The organism is Achromobacter deleyi (assembly GCF_013116765.2).
GTDB lineage: Bacteria > Pseudomonadota > Gammaproteobacteria > Burkholderiales > Burkholderiaceae_B > Achromobacter > Achromobacter deleyi_A.
In genome coordinates this window covers 337,736-356,312 of the sequence record NZ_CP074375.1, presented here as the reverse complement: position 1 = coordinate 356,312, position 18,577 = coordinate 337,736, and the positions used below count along the sequence as shown (strand labels likewise).

At 66.1% G+C, this 18,577-nt stretch carries 21 protein-coding genes; 10 read left to right on the top strand and 11 right to left on the bottom strand.

Annotation, left to right across the window (positions count from 1 at the left end; genetic code table 11):
• Positions 1-27 precede the first annotated feature (27 nt).
• The 4 genes from HLG70_RS01665 (at position 28) to HLG70_RS01650 (ending at position 3,773) form a co-directional block, all read left to right on the top strand.
• Entirely contained in the window at positions 28-1,029 is a 1,002-nt protein-coding gene (locus HLG70_RS01665; protein ID WP_171665609.1) for a bestrophin family protein, read from the top strand.
• A 130-nt stretch (positions 1,030-1,159) separates the two neighbouring features.
• Positions 1,160-2,038 carry an RNA polymerase sigma-70 factor gene (locus HLG70_RS01660; protein WP_171665611.1) on the top strand — a complete coding sequence of 293 codons (879 nt, stop codon included), beginning with the start codon at positions 1,160-1,162 and terminating at the stop codon, positions 2,036-2,038.
• A gap of 126 nt (positions 2,039-2,164) precedes the next feature.
• Positions 2,165-2,599, top strand: coding sequence for a cupin domain-containing protein (locus HLG70_RS01655; RefSeq protein WP_171665613.1), 435 nt, complete (start codon positions 2,165-2,167; stop codon positions 2,597-2,599).
• A gap of 169 nt (positions 2,600-2,768) precedes the next feature.
• Positions 2,769-3,773, top strand: a complete 1,005-nt coding sequence (locus HLG70_RS01650) for a LysR family transcriptional regulator (protein ID WP_171665615.1) — start codon at positions 2,769-2,771, stop codon at positions 3,771-3,773.
• 4 nt (positions 3,774-3,777) lie between these two features.
• Here HLG70_RS01650 and HLG70_RS01645 read toward each other — a convergent pair whose 3' ends face one another.
• From HLG70_RS01645 to HLG70_RS01630, 4 genes are all read right to left on the bottom strand, one after another.
• On the bottom strand, positions 3,778-4,272 hold the full coding sequence (locus tag HLG70_RS01645) for an Ohr family peroxiredoxin (RefSeq protein WP_171665617.1): 495 nt from the start codon (positions 4,270-4,272) through the stop codon (positions 3,778-3,780).
• Between the two features lie 20 nt (positions 4,273-4,292).
• Positions 4,293-5,048, bottom strand: coding sequence for an SDR family oxidoreductase (locus HLG70_RS01640; protein WP_171665619.1), 756 nt, complete (start codon positions 5,046-5,048; stop codon positions 4,293-4,295).
• Between the two features lie 10 nt (positions 5,049-5,058).
• Positions 5,059-5,538: a carboxymuconolactone decarboxylase family protein gene (locus HLG70_RS01635; protein WP_171665621.1), complete on the bottom strand. Its 480-nt coding sequence runs from the start codon at positions 5,536-5,538 to the stop codon at positions 5,059-5,061.
• Between the two features lie 384 nt (positions 5,539-5,922).
• Positions 5,923-6,591 carry a FadR/GntR family transcriptional regulator gene (locus HLG70_RS01630; protein WP_171665623.1) on the bottom strand — a complete coding sequence of 223 codons (669 nt, stop codon included), beginning with the start codon at positions 6,589-6,591 and terminating at the stop codon, positions 5,923-5,925.
• A gap of 191 nt (positions 6,592-6,782) precedes the next feature.
• On the opposite strand from HLG70_RS01630, the gene HLG70_RS01625 reads away from it, so the two are divergent.
• Together HLG70_RS01625 and HLG70_RS01620 are read left to right on the top strand one after the other, a co-directional pair.
• Positions 6,783-7,652, top strand: a complete 870-nt coding sequence (locus tag HLG70_RS01625) for a fumarylacetoacetate hydrolase family protein (protein ID WP_171665625.1) — start codon at positions 6,783-6,785, stop codon at positions 7,650-7,652.
• Between the two features lie 62 nt (positions 7,653-7,714).
• Positions 7,715-8,686 carry a tripartite tricarboxylate transporter substrate binding protein gene (locus HLG70_RS01620; protein WP_171665627.1) on the top strand — a complete coding sequence of 324 codons (972 nt, stop codon included), beginning with the start codon at positions 7,715-7,717 and terminating at the stop codon, positions 8,684-8,686.
• A 37-nt stretch (positions 8,687-8,723) separates the two neighbouring features.
• Here the strand turns inward: HLG70_RS01620 and HLG70_RS01615 are convergent, their stop codons facing one another.
• From HLG70_RS01615 to HLG70_RS01595, 5 genes are read right to left on the bottom strand one after another with little or no spacing between them, the layout of a single operon-like run.
• Positions 8,724-10,217 carry a class I adenylate-forming enzyme family protein gene (locus HLG70_RS01615; RefSeq protein ID WP_171665629.1) on the bottom strand — a complete coding sequence of 498 codons (1,494 nt, stop codon included), beginning with the start codon at positions 10,215-10,217 and terminating at the stop codon, positions 8,724-8,726.
• Positions 10,218-10,226: 9 nt separating this feature from the next.
• Positions 10,227-10,961: a CoA-transferase subunit beta gene (locus HLG70_RS01610; protein WP_171665631.1), complete on the bottom strand. Its 735-nt coding sequence runs from the start codon at positions 10,959-10,961 to the stop codon at positions 10,227-10,229.
• On the bottom strand, positions 10,954-11,787 hold the full coding sequence (locus HLG70_RS01605; protein WP_171665632.1) for a CoA transferase subunit A: 834 nt from the start codon (positions 11,785-11,787) through the stop codon (positions 10,954-10,956). The genes HLG70_RS01610 and HLG70_RS01605 overlap by 8 nt, the downstream gene beginning before the upstream one ends.
• Positions 11,788-11,816: 29 nt before the next feature.
• Positions 11,817-12,539, bottom strand: coding sequence for an enoyl-CoA hydratase/isomerase family protein (locus HLG70_RS01600; protein WP_171665634.1), 723 nt, complete (start codon positions 12,537-12,539; stop codon positions 11,817-11,819).
• Complete coding sequence (locus HLG70_RS01595; protein WP_171665636.1) at positions 12,536-13,705, bottom strand: CaiB/BaiF CoA transferase family protein; 1,170 nt, start codon at positions 13,703-13,705, stop codon at positions 12,536-12,538. Before HLG70_RS01595 ends, HLG70_RS01600 begins: the two co-directional genes overlap by 4 nt.
• A 314-nt stretch (positions 13,706-14,019) precedes the next feature.
• On the opposite strand from HLG70_RS01595, the gene HLG70_RS01590 reads away from it, so the two are divergent.
• Positions 14,020-14,988: a Bug family tripartite tricarboxylate transporter substrate binding protein gene (locus HLG70_RS01590; protein WP_171665638.1), complete on the top strand. Its 969-nt coding sequence runs from the start codon at positions 14,020-14,022 to the stop codon at positions 14,986-14,988.
• Between the two features lie 39 nt (positions 14,989-15,027).
• On the opposite strand, the gene HLG70_RS01585 is transcribed toward HLG70_RS01590, so the two are convergent.
• Both HLG70_RS01585 and HLG70_RS01580 read right to left on the bottom strand, forming a co-directional pair.
• Entirely contained in the window at positions 15,028-15,792 is a 765-nt protein-coding gene (locus tag HLG70_RS01585; protein WP_171665641.1) for an IclR family transcriptional regulator, read from the bottom strand.
• A gap of 80 nt (positions 15,793-15,872) precedes the next feature.
• The gene (locus tag HLG70_RS01580; RefSeq protein WP_171665643.1) at positions 15,873-16,499 is read right to left on the bottom strand and encodes a cysteine dioxygenase; all 627 of its coding nucleotides are present in this window, start codon (positions 16,497-16,499) and stop codon (positions 15,873-15,875) included.
• A gap of 167 nt (positions 16,500-16,666) precedes the next feature.
• Here HLG70_RS01580 and HLG70_RS01575 point away from each other — a divergent pair, with 167 nt between their 5' ends.
• From HLG70_RS01575 to HLG70_RS01565, 3 genes are all read left to right on the top strand, one after another.
• Positions 16,667-17,506, top strand: coding sequence for an SIR2 family NAD-dependent protein deacylase (locus HLG70_RS01575; protein WP_171665645.1), 840 nt, complete (start codon positions 16,667-16,669; stop codon positions 17,504-17,506).
• Positions 17,507-17,618: 112 nt separating this feature from the next.
• Positions 17,619-18,221: a helix-turn-helix transcriptional regulator gene (locus tag HLG70_RS01570; protein ID WP_171665647.1), complete on the top strand. Its 603-nt coding sequence runs from the start codon at positions 17,619-17,621 to the stop codon at positions 18,219-18,221.
• Between the two features lie 50 nt (positions 18,222-18,271).
• Positions 18,272-18,568: a hypothetical protein gene (locus HLG70_RS01565; RefSeq protein WP_234103342.1), complete on the top strand. Its 297-nt coding sequence runs from the start codon at positions 18,272-18,274 to the stop codon at positions 18,566-18,568.
• Positions 18,569-18,577 lie beyond the last annotated feature (9 nt).

Here is an 18,577-nt window from a genome sequence, read left to right as displayed (position 1 = left end):
GACGCCTATTGGCGAGGAACCCACATCATGCATCTCGGAAAATCCTATCGCCTGGGCGAATTCGTGGTCTGGACCCGCAGGAATATCTGTGGCTTGCTGGTGCTGAGCCTGGTGCCCGTGGTGCTGTACCAGGTTGCCGGCCTGAAATGGCTGACCCTGCCCTTGTCGGTGGTGTCGCTGCTGGGCACGGCCACCACCTTCGTGGTCGGCTTCAAGAATGTGCAGACCTACACGCGCACGGTAGAGGCGCAGAAGATCTGGATGAGCATCGTCAGCGCCAGCCGTTACTGGGGCGTGATCAGCCATACCTACACCGGCGATGCCGAAATCTCGACCGGGCTGGTGAACCGCCACCTGGCCTGGCTGACGGCGCTGCGCTATCAATTGCGGGCGGCCCGTGTCTGGGAAACCGTGGAAAGCCGGCATAACTCGGAATATCGGAAGCACTATGTGATCCCTGAGCGCCGCGTCTCCCTGGAATCCGCGCTGTCCCGCTACCTGCCGCAGGAAGACATACTGGCGCTCGCGCAGGCCGACGGCAAGGCGGTGCAGTTGCTGGGCGCCCAGGGCTTCGCGGTCAGGCGCCTGCTCGACGACGGCGCCATCACCGCATCGGAATATGCCGAACTCAACAGCCGCATCCGGGAATTCCTGGATTTGCAGGGGCAGGCCGAACGCATCAAGAATTTTCCCTACCCGCGCCAGTACGCCATCATCAACACGCTGTTCGTGCGTTCCTTCTGCGTGGTGCTGCCTTTTGGCCTGACGGCCCAGTTCGACCAGATCGGCCAGGGCATCAGCGGCTTCATGCAGGGCCAGATGGTATGGCTGGTGGTGCCGTTCAGCGTGATCATCTCCTGGATCTACACGTCTCTCGAGCAGGTGGGCGAGAGCACGGAAAACCCCTTCGAAGGCAGCGCCAACGATGTGCCGATCAGCCACTTGAGCACGATGATCGAACGGGACATCAAGCAGATGCATGGCCGCGCCCAACTGCCGCCGCCGAGCCTCGGGAACATCGTGCTGTAGGCACCGGGGCCGGCCATTGCCGCGGGACACGGCCAGCGGTCGCCGCGAAGCCGGTGCTTGCCGGCCGGGAATGAGTCCGGCAAAATGAGGCCCGCCTTCTGCCCCCTTCTGCCAGGTGATGGCCTGCTCCATGACCGACTCCACCGTGTTGTTCAACCATCATCGGCCTCGCTTGTACGCGATCGCCTACCGCATGCTGGGCGCCGTCGCCGAGGCGGAGGACGTGGTGCAGGACGCCTGGCTGCGTTGGCACGACACTGACCGTTCCGCCATAGAAAACGCCGAGGCCTGGCTGGTGACCGTCGCCACCCGCCTGTCCATCGACCGCCTGCGCGCAGCCAAGGCCGAGCGGGCCAATTATGTGGGGGTCTGGCTGCCGGAACCCATGCTGATGGCCGCGCCGTCCACGCCGGAAGAGATCCGCGAGTTCGCCGATGATGTCTCGGTGGCTTTCCTGTTCATGCTGGAAAGCCTGTCGCCGGATGCGCGCGCGGCGTTCTTGATGCGCGAGGTGTTCGACGCCGACTACGAAGATGTCGCGCTTACCCTGGGCAAGAACCAGGCCGCTTGCCGCCAGCTGGTGCGGCGGGCCAGGCAGCAGCTGCGTCAGGGTGCCCCACGCGAGGCAGTGCCGCGCGCAACGCTGCAACGCCTGCTGCTGGCCTTCGCCGATGCGATGCAGCGCAGCGACTTCCACGGCCTGCTCGCCCTCTTGAGCGACGACGCCCAGCTCATCGGCGATGGCGGCGGCAAGGTCGCCAGCTTTGCCAGCCTGGTGGGCGGCAAGCGCCTGGCTCAGCTGTTCTATGCGGGCAAGCGGCGGTACCGCGATGCCCTGCGCGTCGAGGTGATCCAGGTGAACGGGCAATGGACGCTGCTGCGCTTCATCGACGGCAGCCTGGAGTCCGTGCAATCCTACGAAACCGACGGCCGGCGCCTGACCAGGGTCCTGGTGCAGCGCAACCCGGACAAACTGGCGCGCATCGCGGCGGCGTTGTCGCAAGACTGACGCCCGGCATCCCGCCCGCGCTTTGCTTTGGTGCGCGGCAGGCAACATCGTGGTCCCCTGCGCGGATCTACCGCCGCGCCGCCCGGACTTCTACGATGGGCCTGTCACTACCGCCAAGGAAAAGCCATGTCGAAGATCACGAAAATCGGATTGCCCTTTATCGCGGCCAGCGCGCTGCTGGGCCATCTGGCCCAGGCCGCGCCGCCTCATGCCACCCACGCCGCCGCGCCGGCCGACCCCATCGTGACGGCGCTGATGAACAAGGATCTGCCGGACATCCCCGGCAAGGACGCGTTGATGATCACCGTCGACTATCCGCCCGGAGCAGCCGACCCCATCCATCGCCATGACGCCTACAGCTTCGTCTATGTGCTGGAAGGCAGCATCATCATGCAGGTGCAGGGCGGCAAGGAAGTGACCCTGACCCCCGGCCAGACGTTCTACGAAGGCCCGGACGACATCCACACCGTGGGCCGTAACGCCAGCCAGACCAAGCCGGCCAAGTTTCTGGTCGTGCTGATCAAGAAACAGGGCGCGCCCGCCCTGCTCCCGGTTAAATAAGGGACAAATAAGAACCAGCCTCGGCGCTCCCTGCCGGGGCCTGCAATAATCGGCGCTGGCCTTTCCCGTTGGGGAAAGCCAGCGTTTTTTTTTGGCGGCCCATGTCACAAAATGGCCCGGCGCGACGTCTTAGCGGTAGGATCAACCAACTTGCGGCGCCGCCTCCCCCATGTCGACACCCATATCAGCCCCCTCGGTTACCACGCTCCCCAATGACGCCGACTCCCTGGCGGACAGCTTCGCCACCAGCTACGCCGGCGTCGTCGCGTTCATCGCCGTCGCCGCGGAAGGCAACTTCGCCAAGGCCGGCGACCGCCTGGGCATCGGCCGCTCGGCGGTCAGCCGCAGCGTGCAAAAACTGGAAGATCAGCTGGGCACCCGGCTGTTCGTGCGGACCACCCGCAGCACCACGCTGACCAGCGAGGGCGAACGCTTCTATGAGAGCTGCCATCCGGGCGTGGAACAGATCGTCCAGGCCCTGGATGCCATGCGGGAACTGCGCGAGGGTCCGCCTTCGGGACAACTGCGCGTATGTTCCACCGTGGGTTTCGGCCGCAAAGTCGTCGCGCCGCTGCTCAGGGGATTCCGCGAGGCCAACCCGGGGATCTCGGTGGAGCTGCTGCTGGACGACGGCCCCACCGACTTCACCACGGACCGTATCGACGTGTCGTTCCGCAATGGCCGCATGGAAGACAGCCAGGTGATCGCCAAGAAAGTCATTCCCATGCAGATGATGCTGTGCGCCTCGCCCGGCTATGCCGCCAGGCATGGCCTGCCTAGCCACATCGACGAACTGTCCGACCATGGCTGCGTGAATTTTCGGCTGGCGTCCGGACGCGTGTACGAATGGGAATTCAAGGTGAGCGGCCATCTGCGCAAGGTCGCGCCGCCCGCCATGCTGACCTTCAACGACGCCGATCTGGTCCTGCAATCGGTGCTGGAAGGCCATGGCATCGCGCAAATGGCGGGCTACCAGGTCTGCGAGCATCTGCGCGCGGGCACGCTGGTGGCCTGCCTGCCGCAGCACGCGCCCGACGACCGCGGCCATTACCTGTGCTTTCTCAGCCGCCAGCACCTGCCCGCGCGCATGCGCGTGTTCATCGATTACATGACTGAACGCATCCGCGCGCTGGATCTGCAGATCCTGGAAAGCCTGCTGGTCAAGCAGCCGTGAATCGCTATTGAGTCAGCGCCACCACGCTTTCGATGCCGTCCTGGGCCATCTTGGAATACGGGCACAGGCGCTCCGTATTGCGCACCAGTTCCTCGGCCACCGCCTTGTCCACGCCTGGCAGGTGGATATTGATGTCCGCGGTCAGGGCATACAAGCCATCCACCGGGTCGCGACCGAACGAGATGGTGGCCGTCACGGAGGCTTCCGGGATGGACAGGCCGGCACGCTCGGCCAGCATGCTGAGCGCCCCGTGGAAGCAGGCGGCGTAGCCGGCGGCGAATAGCTGTTCGGGGTTTGTCCCGCCGCCCGATCCGCCCAGTTCGGCTGGCAATCGCAGTTCCACCAGGAGCTCGCCATCATCCGAAATGGCGATGCCGGATGCGCGGCCGTGCGCGGCCTCCCCGCCGCGCACCGTCACGCTAGTGGTGTACAGGGGATGAAAATCCCCTCCCCGGTACTTGTCCAGCAGAGTCTGGGGTGGAGGCCGCAGTTTGCTCATGAAGGTTCTCGCGCCCGCCGTTACTTTCTTGCGCCCGAACGGCTGAACCAGGTTTCGAAGTCGATCGTGCCCAGACGCGGGCTGGATCCGGGCACCAAGGTTTCGTCGTCGAGCAATGCGCCGAAATAGCGCGCGCCGCCGTCCGCCTGAACGGTGCGAGTATCGCCGATTTTTCCCATATAGCGTTGCGCCAGTCCGGCCAGGCGCAGCCGGTCGGGGCCGGCAATCTCGACGATGCCGTTCACCGGCGAGCCCAGCGTGGCATCGGCCATGGCCAGGGCCACGTCGTCGGAAGCTATCGGCTGCACATAGGCGGGCGACAGCCGTACTTCGTTGCCCTGCGTGCCCGATTGCACGATGCCGCCCAGGAACTCGAAGAACTGCGTGCTGTGGACGATGGTGTAGGGAATGCCGGCCGCTACGATCAGTTCTTCCTGGGCGATCTTGCCGCGGAAGTATCCGCTTTCGGCCAGGCGGTGCGTGCCCACGACCGACAGCGCAACGTGGTGGCGCACGCCGGCCCGGGCCTCGGCAGCCAGCAGGTTGCGGCCCGAGGTCTGGAAGAACTCCAGCACGGCCTTGTCTTCGAAGGACGGCGAGTTCGCAACATCGACCACGACGCCGACGCCAGCCAGCGCTTCGTCCAGCCCTACGCCGGTGATCGTGTCCACGCCGGTGGCGGGCGACGCGGCGATGGCCTCGTGGCCGCGTTCGAGGAGCAGTTTGACGAGTTTGGAGCCGATCAGGCCCGTGCCGCCGATGACCAGGATTTTCATGATGGGGTCCTTAGTTGAATTTGGCCTTGTCCAGGCCATAAGCCTTGTCGGCCGAGCCGGGCACGGTCTGGAAGCCCACGTTGAGGCGGTTCCAGCCATTGATCGCCATCACCGCGAAGCTGAGGTCCGAGATTTCCTTTTCGGACAACTGGGTCCGCACGCGTTCGTAGACCTCATCGGGCACGCCATGCGCGCCCAACGTGGTAAGCGCCTCGGTCCAGGCCAGGCAAGCGCGCTCGCGCGGAGAAAACTCGGTGGATTCGCGCCAGATGGCGACATGATGCAGGCGCAGTTCGCGTTCGCCATGGATCTTGGCCTGCTTGACGTGCATGTCCAGGCAGAAGCCGCAGCCATTGATTTGCGATGCGCGGATCTCGATCAGATCCAGGATCGACTGCTCGATCGTCCCGGACTTCAAGAGCATGCCGAATTCGACGAATTTCTTGAACAGCTCGGGCGATTGGGCGAAAGCGTTGAGACGTTGACTCATGGTGACTCCTGGTGGGGTTGGCGCCGCCCGGCGGGTTGAACCGGGTGCGGCGCATGCTGGAACAACGCCCAAATCGTAGGTCGCCACGAGGAGGGGCAGAAGACCCGGCCAAGGGACCACGATGTTGCCCCAATCGCAACAATCGTCCGGGACAAACGCATCGAAAGATTCGGTGCATGCAAGGCACGCGGCCGGACGACGCTCGCAAGATCAGCCTGACGACGACAGGTCAACGGTATTTCGACAGTGGCGCTGCCGGCGGCGCAGAAGGAACTGCGCGAGGAGTATCCGCGGATCTCATTCGAGGTGGAGCCGGGCACCGCGTGGATGCCGTCCCATCAGGCACAGTCGCAGACGCTGGAAGACCTGGACCCGCCCCCCCCTCTAGCCCAGCAGGTTATCCCTCACGTGCAGCAGATGCCGCCGCACTGCGGCCATGGCCCGCTCGGCGTCGCGGTCATGCAACGCGTCGACGATCTCGCGGTGTTCGGTCTGGTAAGCCTCGCGCCGTTCCGGCGTGAGGCTTTTTCGCTTGAGGGCGCCCCAAGTCGCTTGCGAGCGCGCCGCCGTCATCAAGGCGAACACTTTTTCAATGAAGAGATTGTGGGTGGCCGTGGCCATCAGTTCGTGCAGCTTGGCGTCCCAGATTTCGAAGGCTTCGAAGCTGGCCGCGGCCTCGGCCTCGTCACAGGCGTGCTGCATGGCGGCGAAATCGGCCGGCGTGCCATGTTGCACCACCAGCGCCGCGATGGCCGGCTCCAGGACCAGCCGCGCGGCCATCAGCTCGGCCGGGCTGGTGGACAGCACCTCGCCACGCAGCAGTGCTTCGGTCTGAGCCAGGGTCGATGGCGGGTTGGCATAGGTGCCGCTGCCCACGCGTTGCGAGATCAGGCCTTCGTCCTTCAATTCCGCCAGGTTGCGGCGCACCGTGGACCGGCTGATGCCGAATTGTTCGCTCAGGGCGCGTTCCGTGGGCAGCCGGTGACCGGCGGGCCAGGCGCCGGATTGCAGATTCTCGATGATGACCGCCCGCATGGCGGAGGCTTTGTCCATGGGTACTTCCTTGAATGACGCGCGGCGCAATGATACCAAATCAGGCCAATAAAAGCCTAAGAGGCGCGTTATCCGTATGGGCTGCTTGGTTCTTTTGGTATATGCTTTCCCGCAATTGGGTCTTACTTTGCGCTCAATTGGTATTTATTGGTATGTCATCACGGGCGGCCGAAGCCGCCCAGGGAGCAAGCATGAAGATCGCGGTATTTCGAATCGATGGTAAGCGCCGGGTGGGCGTGGTTTCCGAGGACGGCGCTACGGTGACTGCCCTGGACTTTCCGCCGGAGCTTGCGGCGGCCGGCGCGCTGACGGCGGTGGAATGGCTGGCCGAGGGTCGCGCCTTGCCTGCCCAGACGGGGCCAACCTACCGCTGGGATCAGGTGGAGCACGAGGCGCCTTTGCCGGCACAGCGGCGCAACCTGTTCTGCGTGGGACGCAACTATCACGCCCACGCCAAGGAGCTGCGCGACTCCGTGTTCAAGGACAACGACGCCAACCCTGAATCCTGGCCCATCGTGTTCACCAAGGTGCCGCAGACGGTGGTGGGCCCCTGGGCGGATGTGCTGCTGCCCCAGGGCATCTCCGACAAGATCGACTACGAAGCGGAGCTGGCGGTGGTGATCGGCAAGGGTGGCCGCAATATCTCCCGCGCCGAAGCCATGAGCCATGTGATCGCCTACACGGTGGTCAATGACGTCACCGCGCGCGATGTGCAGATGCGCCATCAGCAATGGGATCTGGGCAAATCCTTCGACACCTTCTGCCCCATGGGTCCCTGGCTGGTGACGGCCGACGAACTGGACGGCCGGAAGACCCGGGTGCGCTGCTGGGTGAATGGCGAGCTGCGCCAGGATGGCAACACCGAAGACCTGATCTTCGACATTCCCACGCTGATCGAAACCTGCTCTCGCGGCATCACGCTGTATCCGGGCGACGTCATCGCCACCGGCACCCCCGCCGGCGTGGGCCAGGGCCTCAATCCGCCGCAGTTCCTCAAGAACGGCGATACGGTGCGGGTGGAGATCGACGGCATCGGGAGGATCGAAAACCGGTTCGTCTGAGGGACTGCGCCGGGCGTGAGAACGGCGCGACGCAGTACATAAATACAGAAAAGGAGTGAGACATGAATCTGCGCTGCAAAGGGGTGGCCGCGGCTGCCTTGCTATTGCTCGGAGCGGCAAATTCGCTGGCCGCCGGCTATCCCGAGCGCCCCGTGACCATGGTCGTGCCGTTCCCGCCTGGGGGGGTCGCCGACACCATCGCGCGCCCCCTGGCCCTGGCCATGGGCGACAAGCTGGGCCAGCCCATCGTCATCGAGAACAAGGGCGGCGCAGGCGGCGCCATCGGCATAGGCCAGGTGGGACGCGCCAAACCCGATGGCTACACGCTGTTGATGAGCCTGTCGTCCATTTCCATCCTGCCCGCGGCGGACCGCCTGCTGGAACGCAAGCCAGCGTATCAGCTGGACCAGTTCGTGCCGATCGCGCGGATCACGGCCGACCCGACCGTGCTGGTGGTGCGCGCGGATGCTCCCTACCAGACACTGCAGGAGTTCGTCGCCGCCGCCAAGAACCAGACGGGCAAGTTCAGCTACGGGAGCTCGGGCATCTACGGCACGATGCACGTGCCAATGGAAATGCTGCAGAACGCGGCCGGAATCAAGATGATGCACGTGCCTTTCACGGGCGCGGGCCCGGCGGTGCAAGCGCTGGTAGGCGGCCAGGTCGATGCGGTGGCCACCGGCCCGTCCAGCGTCATGCAGCTGATCCAGTCGGGGCGCGTCAAGGCGCTGGCGCATTGGGGCGACGGCAAGCTCGACAGCCTGCCGCAAGTGCCGTCGCTCAGATCGCAGGGCTATGACATCAGCTTCGTGCAATGGTCCGGCGTATTCGCCCTGGCCGGCACGCCGCAAGCCGTCATCGACAAGCTGCGCCAGGCTGTCAAGGAGATCGCCAGCGACCCCGGCGTCCAGTCCCGCATCGCCGGCACCGGCAGCCCCGTGCAGTATCTGGACGCGCCGGCGTTCGACGATTACTGGAAAAAAGACTCTGCGTCGCTGGAGGTGGCAGTGAACCGGATCGGCAAGGTCGAATGACGGCGCCGGGCGGCAAGGGCCGGCGCATTACGCCGGTTCATTGAAGGACGCCATTGCCGGCAGCCTGCCGCGCCAGGGCCTTGCGGTCGACCTTGCCCACCGCGTTCTCGGGCAGGCGTTCCATCCACAACACCTCGCGCGGCACATAGATACGGCCCAGGCGCGCCAGCACCTCGGCCTGTATGGCCAGCGCATCCGGCGCGGACTTGCCATTGCGCTGCACGAAGATCACGGGCGCTTCGCCCAGGTCCTCGTCCGGCGCGCCCACCACGCAGCAGGCGGCCACGCCCGGCAGGCCCGTCACGACGCCTTCGATCAAGGCCGGCGAGATGTTCTCGCCGCCCCGGATGATCACGTCCTTGATGCGGCCGGTGATGGTCAGATACCCCTGCTCGTCAAAGCGCCCCAGGTCGCCCGTGCGCAATAGCGGCGGCGTGCCGCCGTTGGCGCTGTCCGCGCCCAGGTAGCCCAACATCAGGCTGTCGCCCGCGATGCAGATCTCGCCCTCGCCGCCCGTCGCGGCGCGGCTGCCGTCCGGCAGGCGCAGGCTCACATCCTGCCCCGCCAGCACAGTACCCACCGATCCCACGCGCCGCGCGGCGGGCGGGTTCATGGTGGACGTGCAGGTAGCCTCCGACAGGCCGTAGGACACCACCAGCGGGCAGCCCAGGAAGGTTTCGATGCGCCGGTGCAGCGCTTCGGTGATCGGCGCCGAACCGCAGCGCGCAAAACGCAGGCCGGCCAGGCTGGCCGGATCGAACGTCAGCTCCAGCATGCGGGCGTACATGGTGGGCACGCCGGTGATGATGGTGGGCCGGAATGCGGCCAGCAGCCCGGGCATGTCTTCCGCCCGGAACCGGCCGGCCAGCGCCACACTGGCGCCGGCCAGCAGCGGCGTGAATATCTGGTTGTTCAGCGCATTGGTGTGATGCAGCGGCATGACATGCAGCAGGCGGTCGTCCGGCGTCAGGCCCGTATGCGCCAATACGCCGCGCGCGTTGTTCGCCAGGCCCTGGTGGCTCAGCAGCACGCCCTTGGGATTGCCCGTACTGCCCGACGTGAACAGCAGCAGGCCTGGCGCCTGGGACGCGACGCCGCTCCCCGTCCAGTCCTGCGGCCCTTGCGCGATCCGCGCCGCCTGCAACTGGCGCGCGGCCGCCAGGCCGCAAGCCTGCGCGTTGACGGCGTTGGCCTCGTCGGACAGCATCCACGTCAGGCCCACCGCCGCCACGCGCCGCGCCGTCTCTTCGACCGACAGGCGCGGCTCCAGCGGACACGGGCAAGCCCCCGCCGCCATCGCGCCCAGAATGGTCAGGACCTGCGCCAGCGAACGCTCCATCGCCACGGCCACGTAGTCGCCAGGCGCGACACCGGCGGCGCGCAGGCCGCCCGCCACCTGCCCGACGCGGCGGTACAGGTCCGCGTAGGTCAGCGTTTCGTCCGCGGTCACGATGGCAGGCCGCGCCGCCCGCTCGGGCTGGCTCCACAGGCGCGCAAACGCCGCCACCAGCGTGGCATCGGCAATCGTCATCGCACTCCCCTAGCGCAGCGCGATGGCGGCATCGCGTTCGAACTGTCCGTCCGCGTCCAGCTCGCGCAAGGCGCGGACCTCGTCCGCAGTCGGCGGTTCGGTCGGCACGGCGCCGGTGGCGTCGAACTCGAAGCCCGTGCGTTCGCGCACCTCAGACAGACTGGACTCCGGATGCCAGGATTGCAGCGCCAGCCGCCCGTCTCGCTTGACGAACACGGCGATCGGCGTCGCCACGCCATGAAAGCCGCCCCAGGACGTCATGAAATCCAGCTTGGGCACGAAGGTGCGGCGCGAATGCTCGGTGCGCCAGGTGCACGCCCGCCTGGCCGTGGGCAGCATCACCGCCCCGCCCCCGCCGCCCGGCAGGCGGACCTTGGGTTCGTGCCAGTCGCCGATGCAGGAGTTGTTGGCACACCCCGCGCCGTCGATCTGCGCGGCGCCCAGGAAGGTCAGGTCCATGCGCCCGCGCGTGCACAGGTCGTAGAAGTCCTCGTTGGAGAAGATCGAGGCCGTGCGCTCGGCCAGCACCGGGTCGGAGCTGGAGATCGGGATATGCGATGGCCGCGGGTTCACGCCCCCGGCCACGTTGATGTAGACGAAGTCCCAGTCGTAGGCGCGCTTGGCCAGCAGGCAGGCCAGCATAGGCAGGGTGGAATTCACGCCGCTGAAGGTGATTTCGTCCGGGCGGATGAAACGCGCCAGATTGGTCACGATGTATGAAAAGCCCGACCATTGCTCAGCCATGATTTCCCTCCCGCGCTTCGGGCGCCGCGGCCATGTGCGCCCGCAGATCGCTGTTCTTGTCCATGTATGCCTCCACCGCCGGATAATCGATGGCGTAGTCCGGCCAGCACGACCCCGGCCACGCGCCGCGCGGCACGACCGCGTAGGCCTGCACCATGAAGTACGGCACCAGCGTGGATTCCGGCTGCGCTTCGAACACGGCGCTGTCCACCAGCTTCTCGGCCACCACCAGCACGCTGCCGGCCGCGCGCGACATGATGCGGTCCCAATGCGCCGTGCCGTGCACGCGCACGTTGCCCAGGGCGTCCACCTCGGACGCATGGATCACGGCGAAGTCAGGCCGGATGGCGGGCACCACCCAGGTCTTCTGGCCGCTGCCGTAAGGATCGTCCAGGCACTTCCACCCGTTGAGCTCCGGCAGGCCGCTGCCATGCAGGCCGCCGCAAGGCTGGAACGGCACGCCAAAGGCCGCCGCGCGCAGGCCCGCGGTCAGGCTGGCGCAAGCGTGTTCTTCCAGTTCGATCTCGTGGCGCTCCACCGCGCGCCGATACCAGGGCGCCAGTCCGAAGTTGCCTTCCATCGCGACGATGCCCGCGCGCACGCGCCGCAGCACGCCTGCGCGGCACAGGATGTCCACGTCATACCCGGGAGATTGCTTGAGCAGTTCCAGGTCGCGCTTTTCCTGGCGGATCAATTCGCGCACGAAGGCGAACGGTCCGCGATGCAGAAAGCTGCCGCCCAGGGCGATCGACGCGCCATTGGGCACCAGCGCCGCCAATTCCGCCAACGAGCATTGCTTGTTTTTTTGATTGAATCCCGAAGCCATTGTCTTCCTCCCTGCTTGGTCTGGTGGGGCTAGCGCGCTTGCAGATACGCCGCCACGCGGTCTTTCAGGCCCGGCTGCGCCGCCGAACGCACGAGACGGGCGAGGTCCGCATCCGGCACTTCCTGCGACAAGGCCGCGTATAGCTGCGCGCGGCTGGCATCCGTCAGGGCGCAGGCCGTGTCCAGCGCCTGCTGCCCGATGGCCGGCCACTCCTCTGGCGCGGCAAGCCGGCTGGCGAATCCGTCGCGCAGGGCATCTTCGGCGCTGAACGTCGCGGCCTGCTCAAGCACGGTGCGCGCGCGTTCCGCCCCCACCAGCGTGGCGTAGCGCCGCGTGCCCAGCACCAGGCCGAACTTCAGGCCCGGCATGCGGAACGTGGCGTCCGGCGCACTGATGCGCCATTTGCAGGCGCCGAACACATCCACGCCCGCGCCGAAATTGCGGCCATGCGCCAGCGCCACCGTCAGGCATGGCGACGCGGCCAGGCGCTGCAGCAGGATCTCGATGCGCACGAAGCGCAGGAGCAGATCGCCTTCGCTTTGCGCCTGCCAGTCTCCGAAGTCGAAGCCGGCGCTGAAGTTCCTGCCCTCGCCCTTGAGCACGATCACCTTGGCGCCTTGCGCCTCGGCATCGTCCAGCGCCGAGATCAGCGCCTCGACCAGGTCGGCCGACAGGGCATTCATCTTCTCGGGGCGCGCCAGGGTCAGCTCGTGCCGCCCGCCCTGCTTGTCGATGCGCAGGACGCTGCTCATGCCGCCGCTCCCTTGCCGGCGGCGCGCAGCGCGCCCAGCACTTCGTCGTTGTGTTCGCCCAGCGCGGGAGGACGGCGGCGCAGCGCCGTGGTTTCTCCGTCGAAGCGCACCGGCAGGCCGAAGCTGCGGGTCTGCACGCCATTGGGCAGCTCCAGCGGCTGCACCCAGCCCATGTGCTCGACTTGCGGATCCGCCAGGACCTCGGAATAGGTGTTGATCGGCGCGCACGGCACGCCCGCCGCGCGAAAACGCGCCAGCCAGGCCTGCGCATCGTCCTCGGCGAAGATCGCTTCCAGGATGTCGCGCAGCGCGCCCTGGTTGCGCGCGCGGGCGCTGGTGTCCGTGAAGCGGGGGTCGGCCAGCAGGTCTGCGCGGCCCACGGTCTCGCACACGCCCTTCCACAAGGCCTGGTTGCCCGCCGCCATGCCGAAGTAGCCGCCCTTGCAGCGGAATGCCTGGTATGGCGCATTGCGCGGATGCGCGGAACCCAGCTTGACGGGGTCTTTGCCGCTGCCGAAGTATTCCGAGGTCTGCAAGGCCGCGATGCCCAGCGTGGCGCCCAGCATCGGCACGTCGATGTGGGTGCCCCGCCCGCTGGCCTGGGCCGCGCGCAGCGCGGACGCAATGGCGAAGGCGCCATACAGCCCCGCCGAAAAATCCGCCACCGGCACGCCGCATTTGACCGGTTCGCCGCCGGCCTCGCCGGTGACGCTCATGATGCCGCTCATGGCCTGGATGGTCAGGTCGAAGCCGCCTTCCTGGGCGCGCGGGCCCGATTGGCCATAGGCGGATATCGAGCAATACACCAGCCTGGGATTGGCCTCGCGCAGTTGCGCGTAGCCCAGGCCCAGGCGGTCCATCACGCCCGGCCGGTTGTTCTCGATCAACACGTCGGCGGTCAGCGCCAGCTCGCGCGCCAGGGCCTGGTCGCCCGGGTCTTTCAGGTTCAGCGTCACCGAGCGCTTGTTGCGGTTGAGCGAAGCGAAGTTTTCGCTGTAGCCGTCCGAAATCGGCGGCCAGCTGCGCAGCGTATCGCCGCCTTCCGGGTTTTCCAGCTTGATCACGTCCGCGCCCATGTCCGCCAACAACATGCCGCAAAAGGGTCCCGCCGCGACGTTGCAAATCTCCAGCACCGTGATGCCGGCAAGCGCCGAACTGGGTGTCATGTCTGACCTCTCGTTATGAAAATTCAATATTTGGGATGCCGAAAATATTATAAGGGTGAGCGCCTGGCGGTGGCATCATCCAGGCCAGCCGGGCAAAAATCCGCTGCATTCCGCATGAATCCTAGTGCAATCCCTAGGTCGTGCGCTTAATTGTTGACCAGCATATCACCGTGTGGAATTCTACGTAAACCATTTATTGGAACATGAATCCTATATTTTAGGATTTACATAAAGGACCGCAGCAGCTATGGCCACCCGTAAAAACGGGTCTCGCCCGCGCGCATGCCGGCCCGCACACCACCAAGGAGACTTGCATGAGACATTTGTGGAGCATTGCGCTGGCTGCCGCGGTTATGACGCTGACTGCCAACCCGGCCGCCGCCGACACCTGGCCCGCCAAACCCGTGCGCATGGTGGTGCCCTTCCCGCCGGGCGGCGCCACCGATGCCGCCGCACGCATCTATGCGCAGCACCTGGGCGACTACCTGGGACAAAGCGTGGTGGTGGAAAACAAGGCCGGTGCGGGCGGCGAGATCGGCGCGGAGTACGTGGCCAAGTCGCCGGCCGACGGCTACACGCTTCTGATGGGCGCGGTGGGCAGCCATGCGATCCATGCCGCCATGCCCGACAAACCCGGCTACGACTTCGGCACGGCGTTTGTGGGAGTATCCATGGCGACCAGCATGCCGATGGCGGTGGCGGTGAACAGCAGCAAGATCCCCGCCAGCAATGTGCAGGAGCTGATCGCGCTGGCCAGGAGCAAGCCCGGCTCCATCACTTTCGGGTCGGCGGGCCCCGGCACGTCGCAGCACATGGCGGGCGAACTCTTCCAGGTGGCCACCGGCACCAGGCTCATGCACGTGCCTTACCGCGGCAGCGGCCCGGCCATTACCGACCTCCTGGGCGGACAGATCGACATGGTCATCGAAACGCTGCCCGCGCTGCTGCCGCAAGTGGCCAGCGGCAAGATCCGGCTGCTGGGCGTCACGACCGCCACGCGGGCCACGGCCCTGCCCGACCTGCCGACCCTGATGGAACAGGGTGTAAAGGACTATTCGGTCGCCACCACCTACGCCTTGCTGGCGCCTGCCGGTACGCCGCCTTCGGTGGTCGACAGGCTGTCGGCCGGCATGCAGCAAGCCGCCGCGATGCAATCGGTGCAGCAGGCCGCCTTGAAGCTGGGCGCCGATGCCGTGGCCACCTCGCCCGCCGACACCAGCCGCGTGCTCAAGCAGGAGGTCGCGCGCTGGGCGGACGTCGTACGCCTGTCGTCGGTCAAATGATGAAGCGCGCCCGCCGGGCCCGGCCGGGCGCTCAGGCCGCTATTGATCCAGGAAACCCCGGCGATACCCCATCCCTTGCGAGATGGACTGCGCACAGGCCGCCACATCGGGCGCCAGCTGCTTCATCCTGGCGGCGCTCAAGCGGTCCAGCGGGCCGGAGATGCCCACCGCCGCCACGGGCTGGTCCAGGCTGTTGAACACGGTGACGGCCAGCCCGCCCACGCCTTCGCGCCATTCGCCGCGATTGACCGCATAGCCGGCGCGCGCAATTTTGCGCAGTTCGTCCTTGAGCAGCGCCATGGACACGATGGTGGAAGGCGTGTGGCGCACCATCTGGTCCGCATAGCGCTCGACATAGCCTTCGGTCTGATAGGCCAGCAAGGCCTTGCCGGTGGCCACCGCATACGCGGGCGCGCGCCCCCCCACCATGGAATAGGCGCGTATGGGCTGCGGGCTGTCGATCTTGTCCACGTAGACCACGTCAAAGCCGTCCAGCACCGACAGGTGCACCGTCTCGCCCGTCTGGTCGGCCAGCGTGCGCATGAAAGGCGCCGCCAGCTTGCGGACGTCCAGCTGCGCAAGCTGCCGCGCCGCCAGTTCGAAGAGGCGCACCGCGCCGCGATATCCGCCGCCGTCGTCGTCCTTGATCACGTAGCCGGCGTGTATCAGCGTCTGCAAGGTCCGGTGCGTGTTGCTGCGGGTCAGTCCCACCCGGGCGGCCAGCGCGTCGATCGTGCGCGGCGGATTGTCCACATCGGTCACGGCCTCCAACACCATCAGACCTTTGAGCAGCGTCTTGTCCATTCGTGATTTTTCCTAATATTTAGGACAGGAACATAGCACGAGACGCCGCGCGGGAACAGCGCTTTCAGCACGCGCGCGGGCTAGCCCTTCAAGCCGGGAATCGCGGCGCGCACGGCTTCGGATCTGTCCCACAAATTGGGCAGGCTGGGCGACGAATAGCCCGACACGAACGGCTTGGCCTGCCCGGTGGCGGGGTCATAGACATGGCGCGAGACGGCGCCGATATTGCCGCCATAAAGATGCACGCTGATCGACACGCGGTCAGGATAGGCGTTGGACACGCGATGGATGTCGCCTTCGGCGGGCGACAGGCGCTCCACGTCGCCGGGCTGCAGGGTCGTGGCCTCTCCCGCCTGCGCCAGGGCACCATCCGCGCGCCGCACATAGCGCTGATTGATCTCGGCGCCGCGCAGCATGCCTACGTAGCCCCAGACTTCGTGATCATGCACCGGCGTGAACTGGCCCGGCCCCCACACAAAGCTCACCAGCGAGAAGCGCTCCAGCGGATCGCAATGCAGCAGATACTGCTGGTAGTACTGAGGATGCGGCGCGGTACAGGCCTCGGGCAGCCAGTCGTCATGGGCCACCAGATCCGCGAACGCGGCCTGCAGGGCGGGCGTCTGCTCCAGCGCCTGTGGCGACGCCAGCCGCGTCGCGGTGGCGATAAAGCGGCGTAGCCGGTCCAGTCCGGCGTGCGATTCAGGCATTGCGTATCTCCAAGGCGGATAGAAATCCCAGATTGAAAAAGCAGTATCCACGATTCGGGACGCAAGCGCACGCAGGCCCCGCCGCGGTCCGGGCAACTCCCGCAAAGCACTGCTTGACAGGTCCTTGCCCGCGCGTGCAGCGTATCGGACTGTCTTGAAGGTTGGAAATGAAAAACACGCATCACGATATTCCGCCCGCGCTTGCGCAAGCGTTGCGCCAGGCGCGTCGCGTTGTCGTTTTCACGGGGGCCGGCGTGTCCGCCGAAAGCGGCATCGCCACCTTCCGGGATGCGTTGACGGGCCTGTGGTCCCGGTTCGACGCGCAGGCGCTGGCCACGCCCGAAGCGTTCAGGGAGCATCCCGATATCGTGTGGGGCTGGTACGAATGGCGGCGCGCGCAGGTCTTGCGCGCCACGCCCAACGCCGCGCACCTGGCCATCGCGGAACTGGCGCGGCATGTGCCTGAACTCGTCGTCATCACGCAGAATGTGGACGACCTGCACGAACGCGCGGGCAGCGCTCAGGTCACGCATCTGCATGGGAGCCTGCACGCGCCGCGCTGTTCAGCTTGCGGAGCGCCGCAAGCCTTTGCCGTGCAGACGCCCGACGAGCCCGATGCCGGCCGGCGCATCGAGCCGCCCGCCTGCACGCATTGCGGGGCGCCGGTAAGGCCCGGCGTCGTGTGGTTCGGAGAGAGCCTGCCCGCCGAAGCCTGGAGCGCCGCCTTGCGCGCGGCACAAGAATGCGACCTGATGTTCAGCATCGGCACCTCGGCCCTGGTCTACCCCGCCGCGGAACTGCCCCGGCGCGCACTGGCGTCGGGCGCCACCGTTGTTCAGGTCAACCCCGTCGCCACGCCGCTGGATGCGCAAGCGCATCACAACCTGCGCGGCGCCGCCGCCGACGTGATGCCCAGACTGCTTGCCAGCGCCGGTTTTGGCCTGGCCGCTTGCGGCCCCGACCGGCAAATGGACCGGTCCGCAGGGACGGCGCGTGAGGATCCGTGAAGATGCGCAAAGCCGTAACTGCCGTCGAATGACGCCACGCGCAACAAGCGAGGGGAAACCCCAAATTTCACCGCTGCAACACAGCGATACAGTGTTGTAATTGGTTTCGATTGTGGAGATGATCATTCCGTTTTCCTGGAGACTTCCCGATGTCTTCGTACGTTCGCCGGACGGTGTGCTGCACCGTGTGGTGCGTCATGCCACGACCACGGAAACCATCGCCAAACTTGAAGGCATGCCCAGCAATTACCACCTGGATTGCGAGTGCAAGCTTGATAACGGTGAAACCCTGTGCTGGATAGGCAACGATCAGTATCGCCAGTTGAACGGCGGCGCCATCTTCCTTGCCGAATCCGCGACCACGACACCTCGTGGCGGCCCCCGCAAAAGCGGCGCCGCCCCGGGGGATGAAAAAAAGGCAAGCACGCCGCCTTCCCCGCGCAAGAAGCTTGCCGTGGGGCATGACCGCTTGCCATCGGCAGTAGTCAATCTGAAAACCGGCAACGATTGGAGCCTGATACGCGCATGGCGCGAGCACCTCAATATCAGCACTGCGGATATGGCTGCCCGGCTGGGCGTTGATCATTCCATCTATATCGACTTGGAACGGCCGCGCCCGCGGCCACGGCAGATCATCCTGGATCGCGTATCGGCGGCCCTGGGCGTTGCGCCGGAACAACTCGATGATTCATTGCTGGAAGGGCATTTTCCTTAGGGCACCGCGCGGGAACACCGCGCTCCCCGCCCGCATCATGAAATGTTCAAATGACTTTGGCGCCGACGATGTACGGCCCGCGCATGGAGGTAACGAATATGCCCGGCACCGCAAGACGATTGACCGACGTGCTGGCCACTTCACCGGACGGCACCTTGTATCGCATAGAGCGGTTCGTTTCCGATCCCGACGCGTATTCCGCGCTGGGAACCTCTCGCTTCGATCCCAAGACCCACTGCGTCTGCCGCACGAGTTCGGGCGAAAAGGTCGCCTGGCTGGGCGGACAGACCTACCAATTACTCAAGAGCGGGACATCCTTGACGGCGGTGGACCGACGACGCGCCTGACCCGCATCG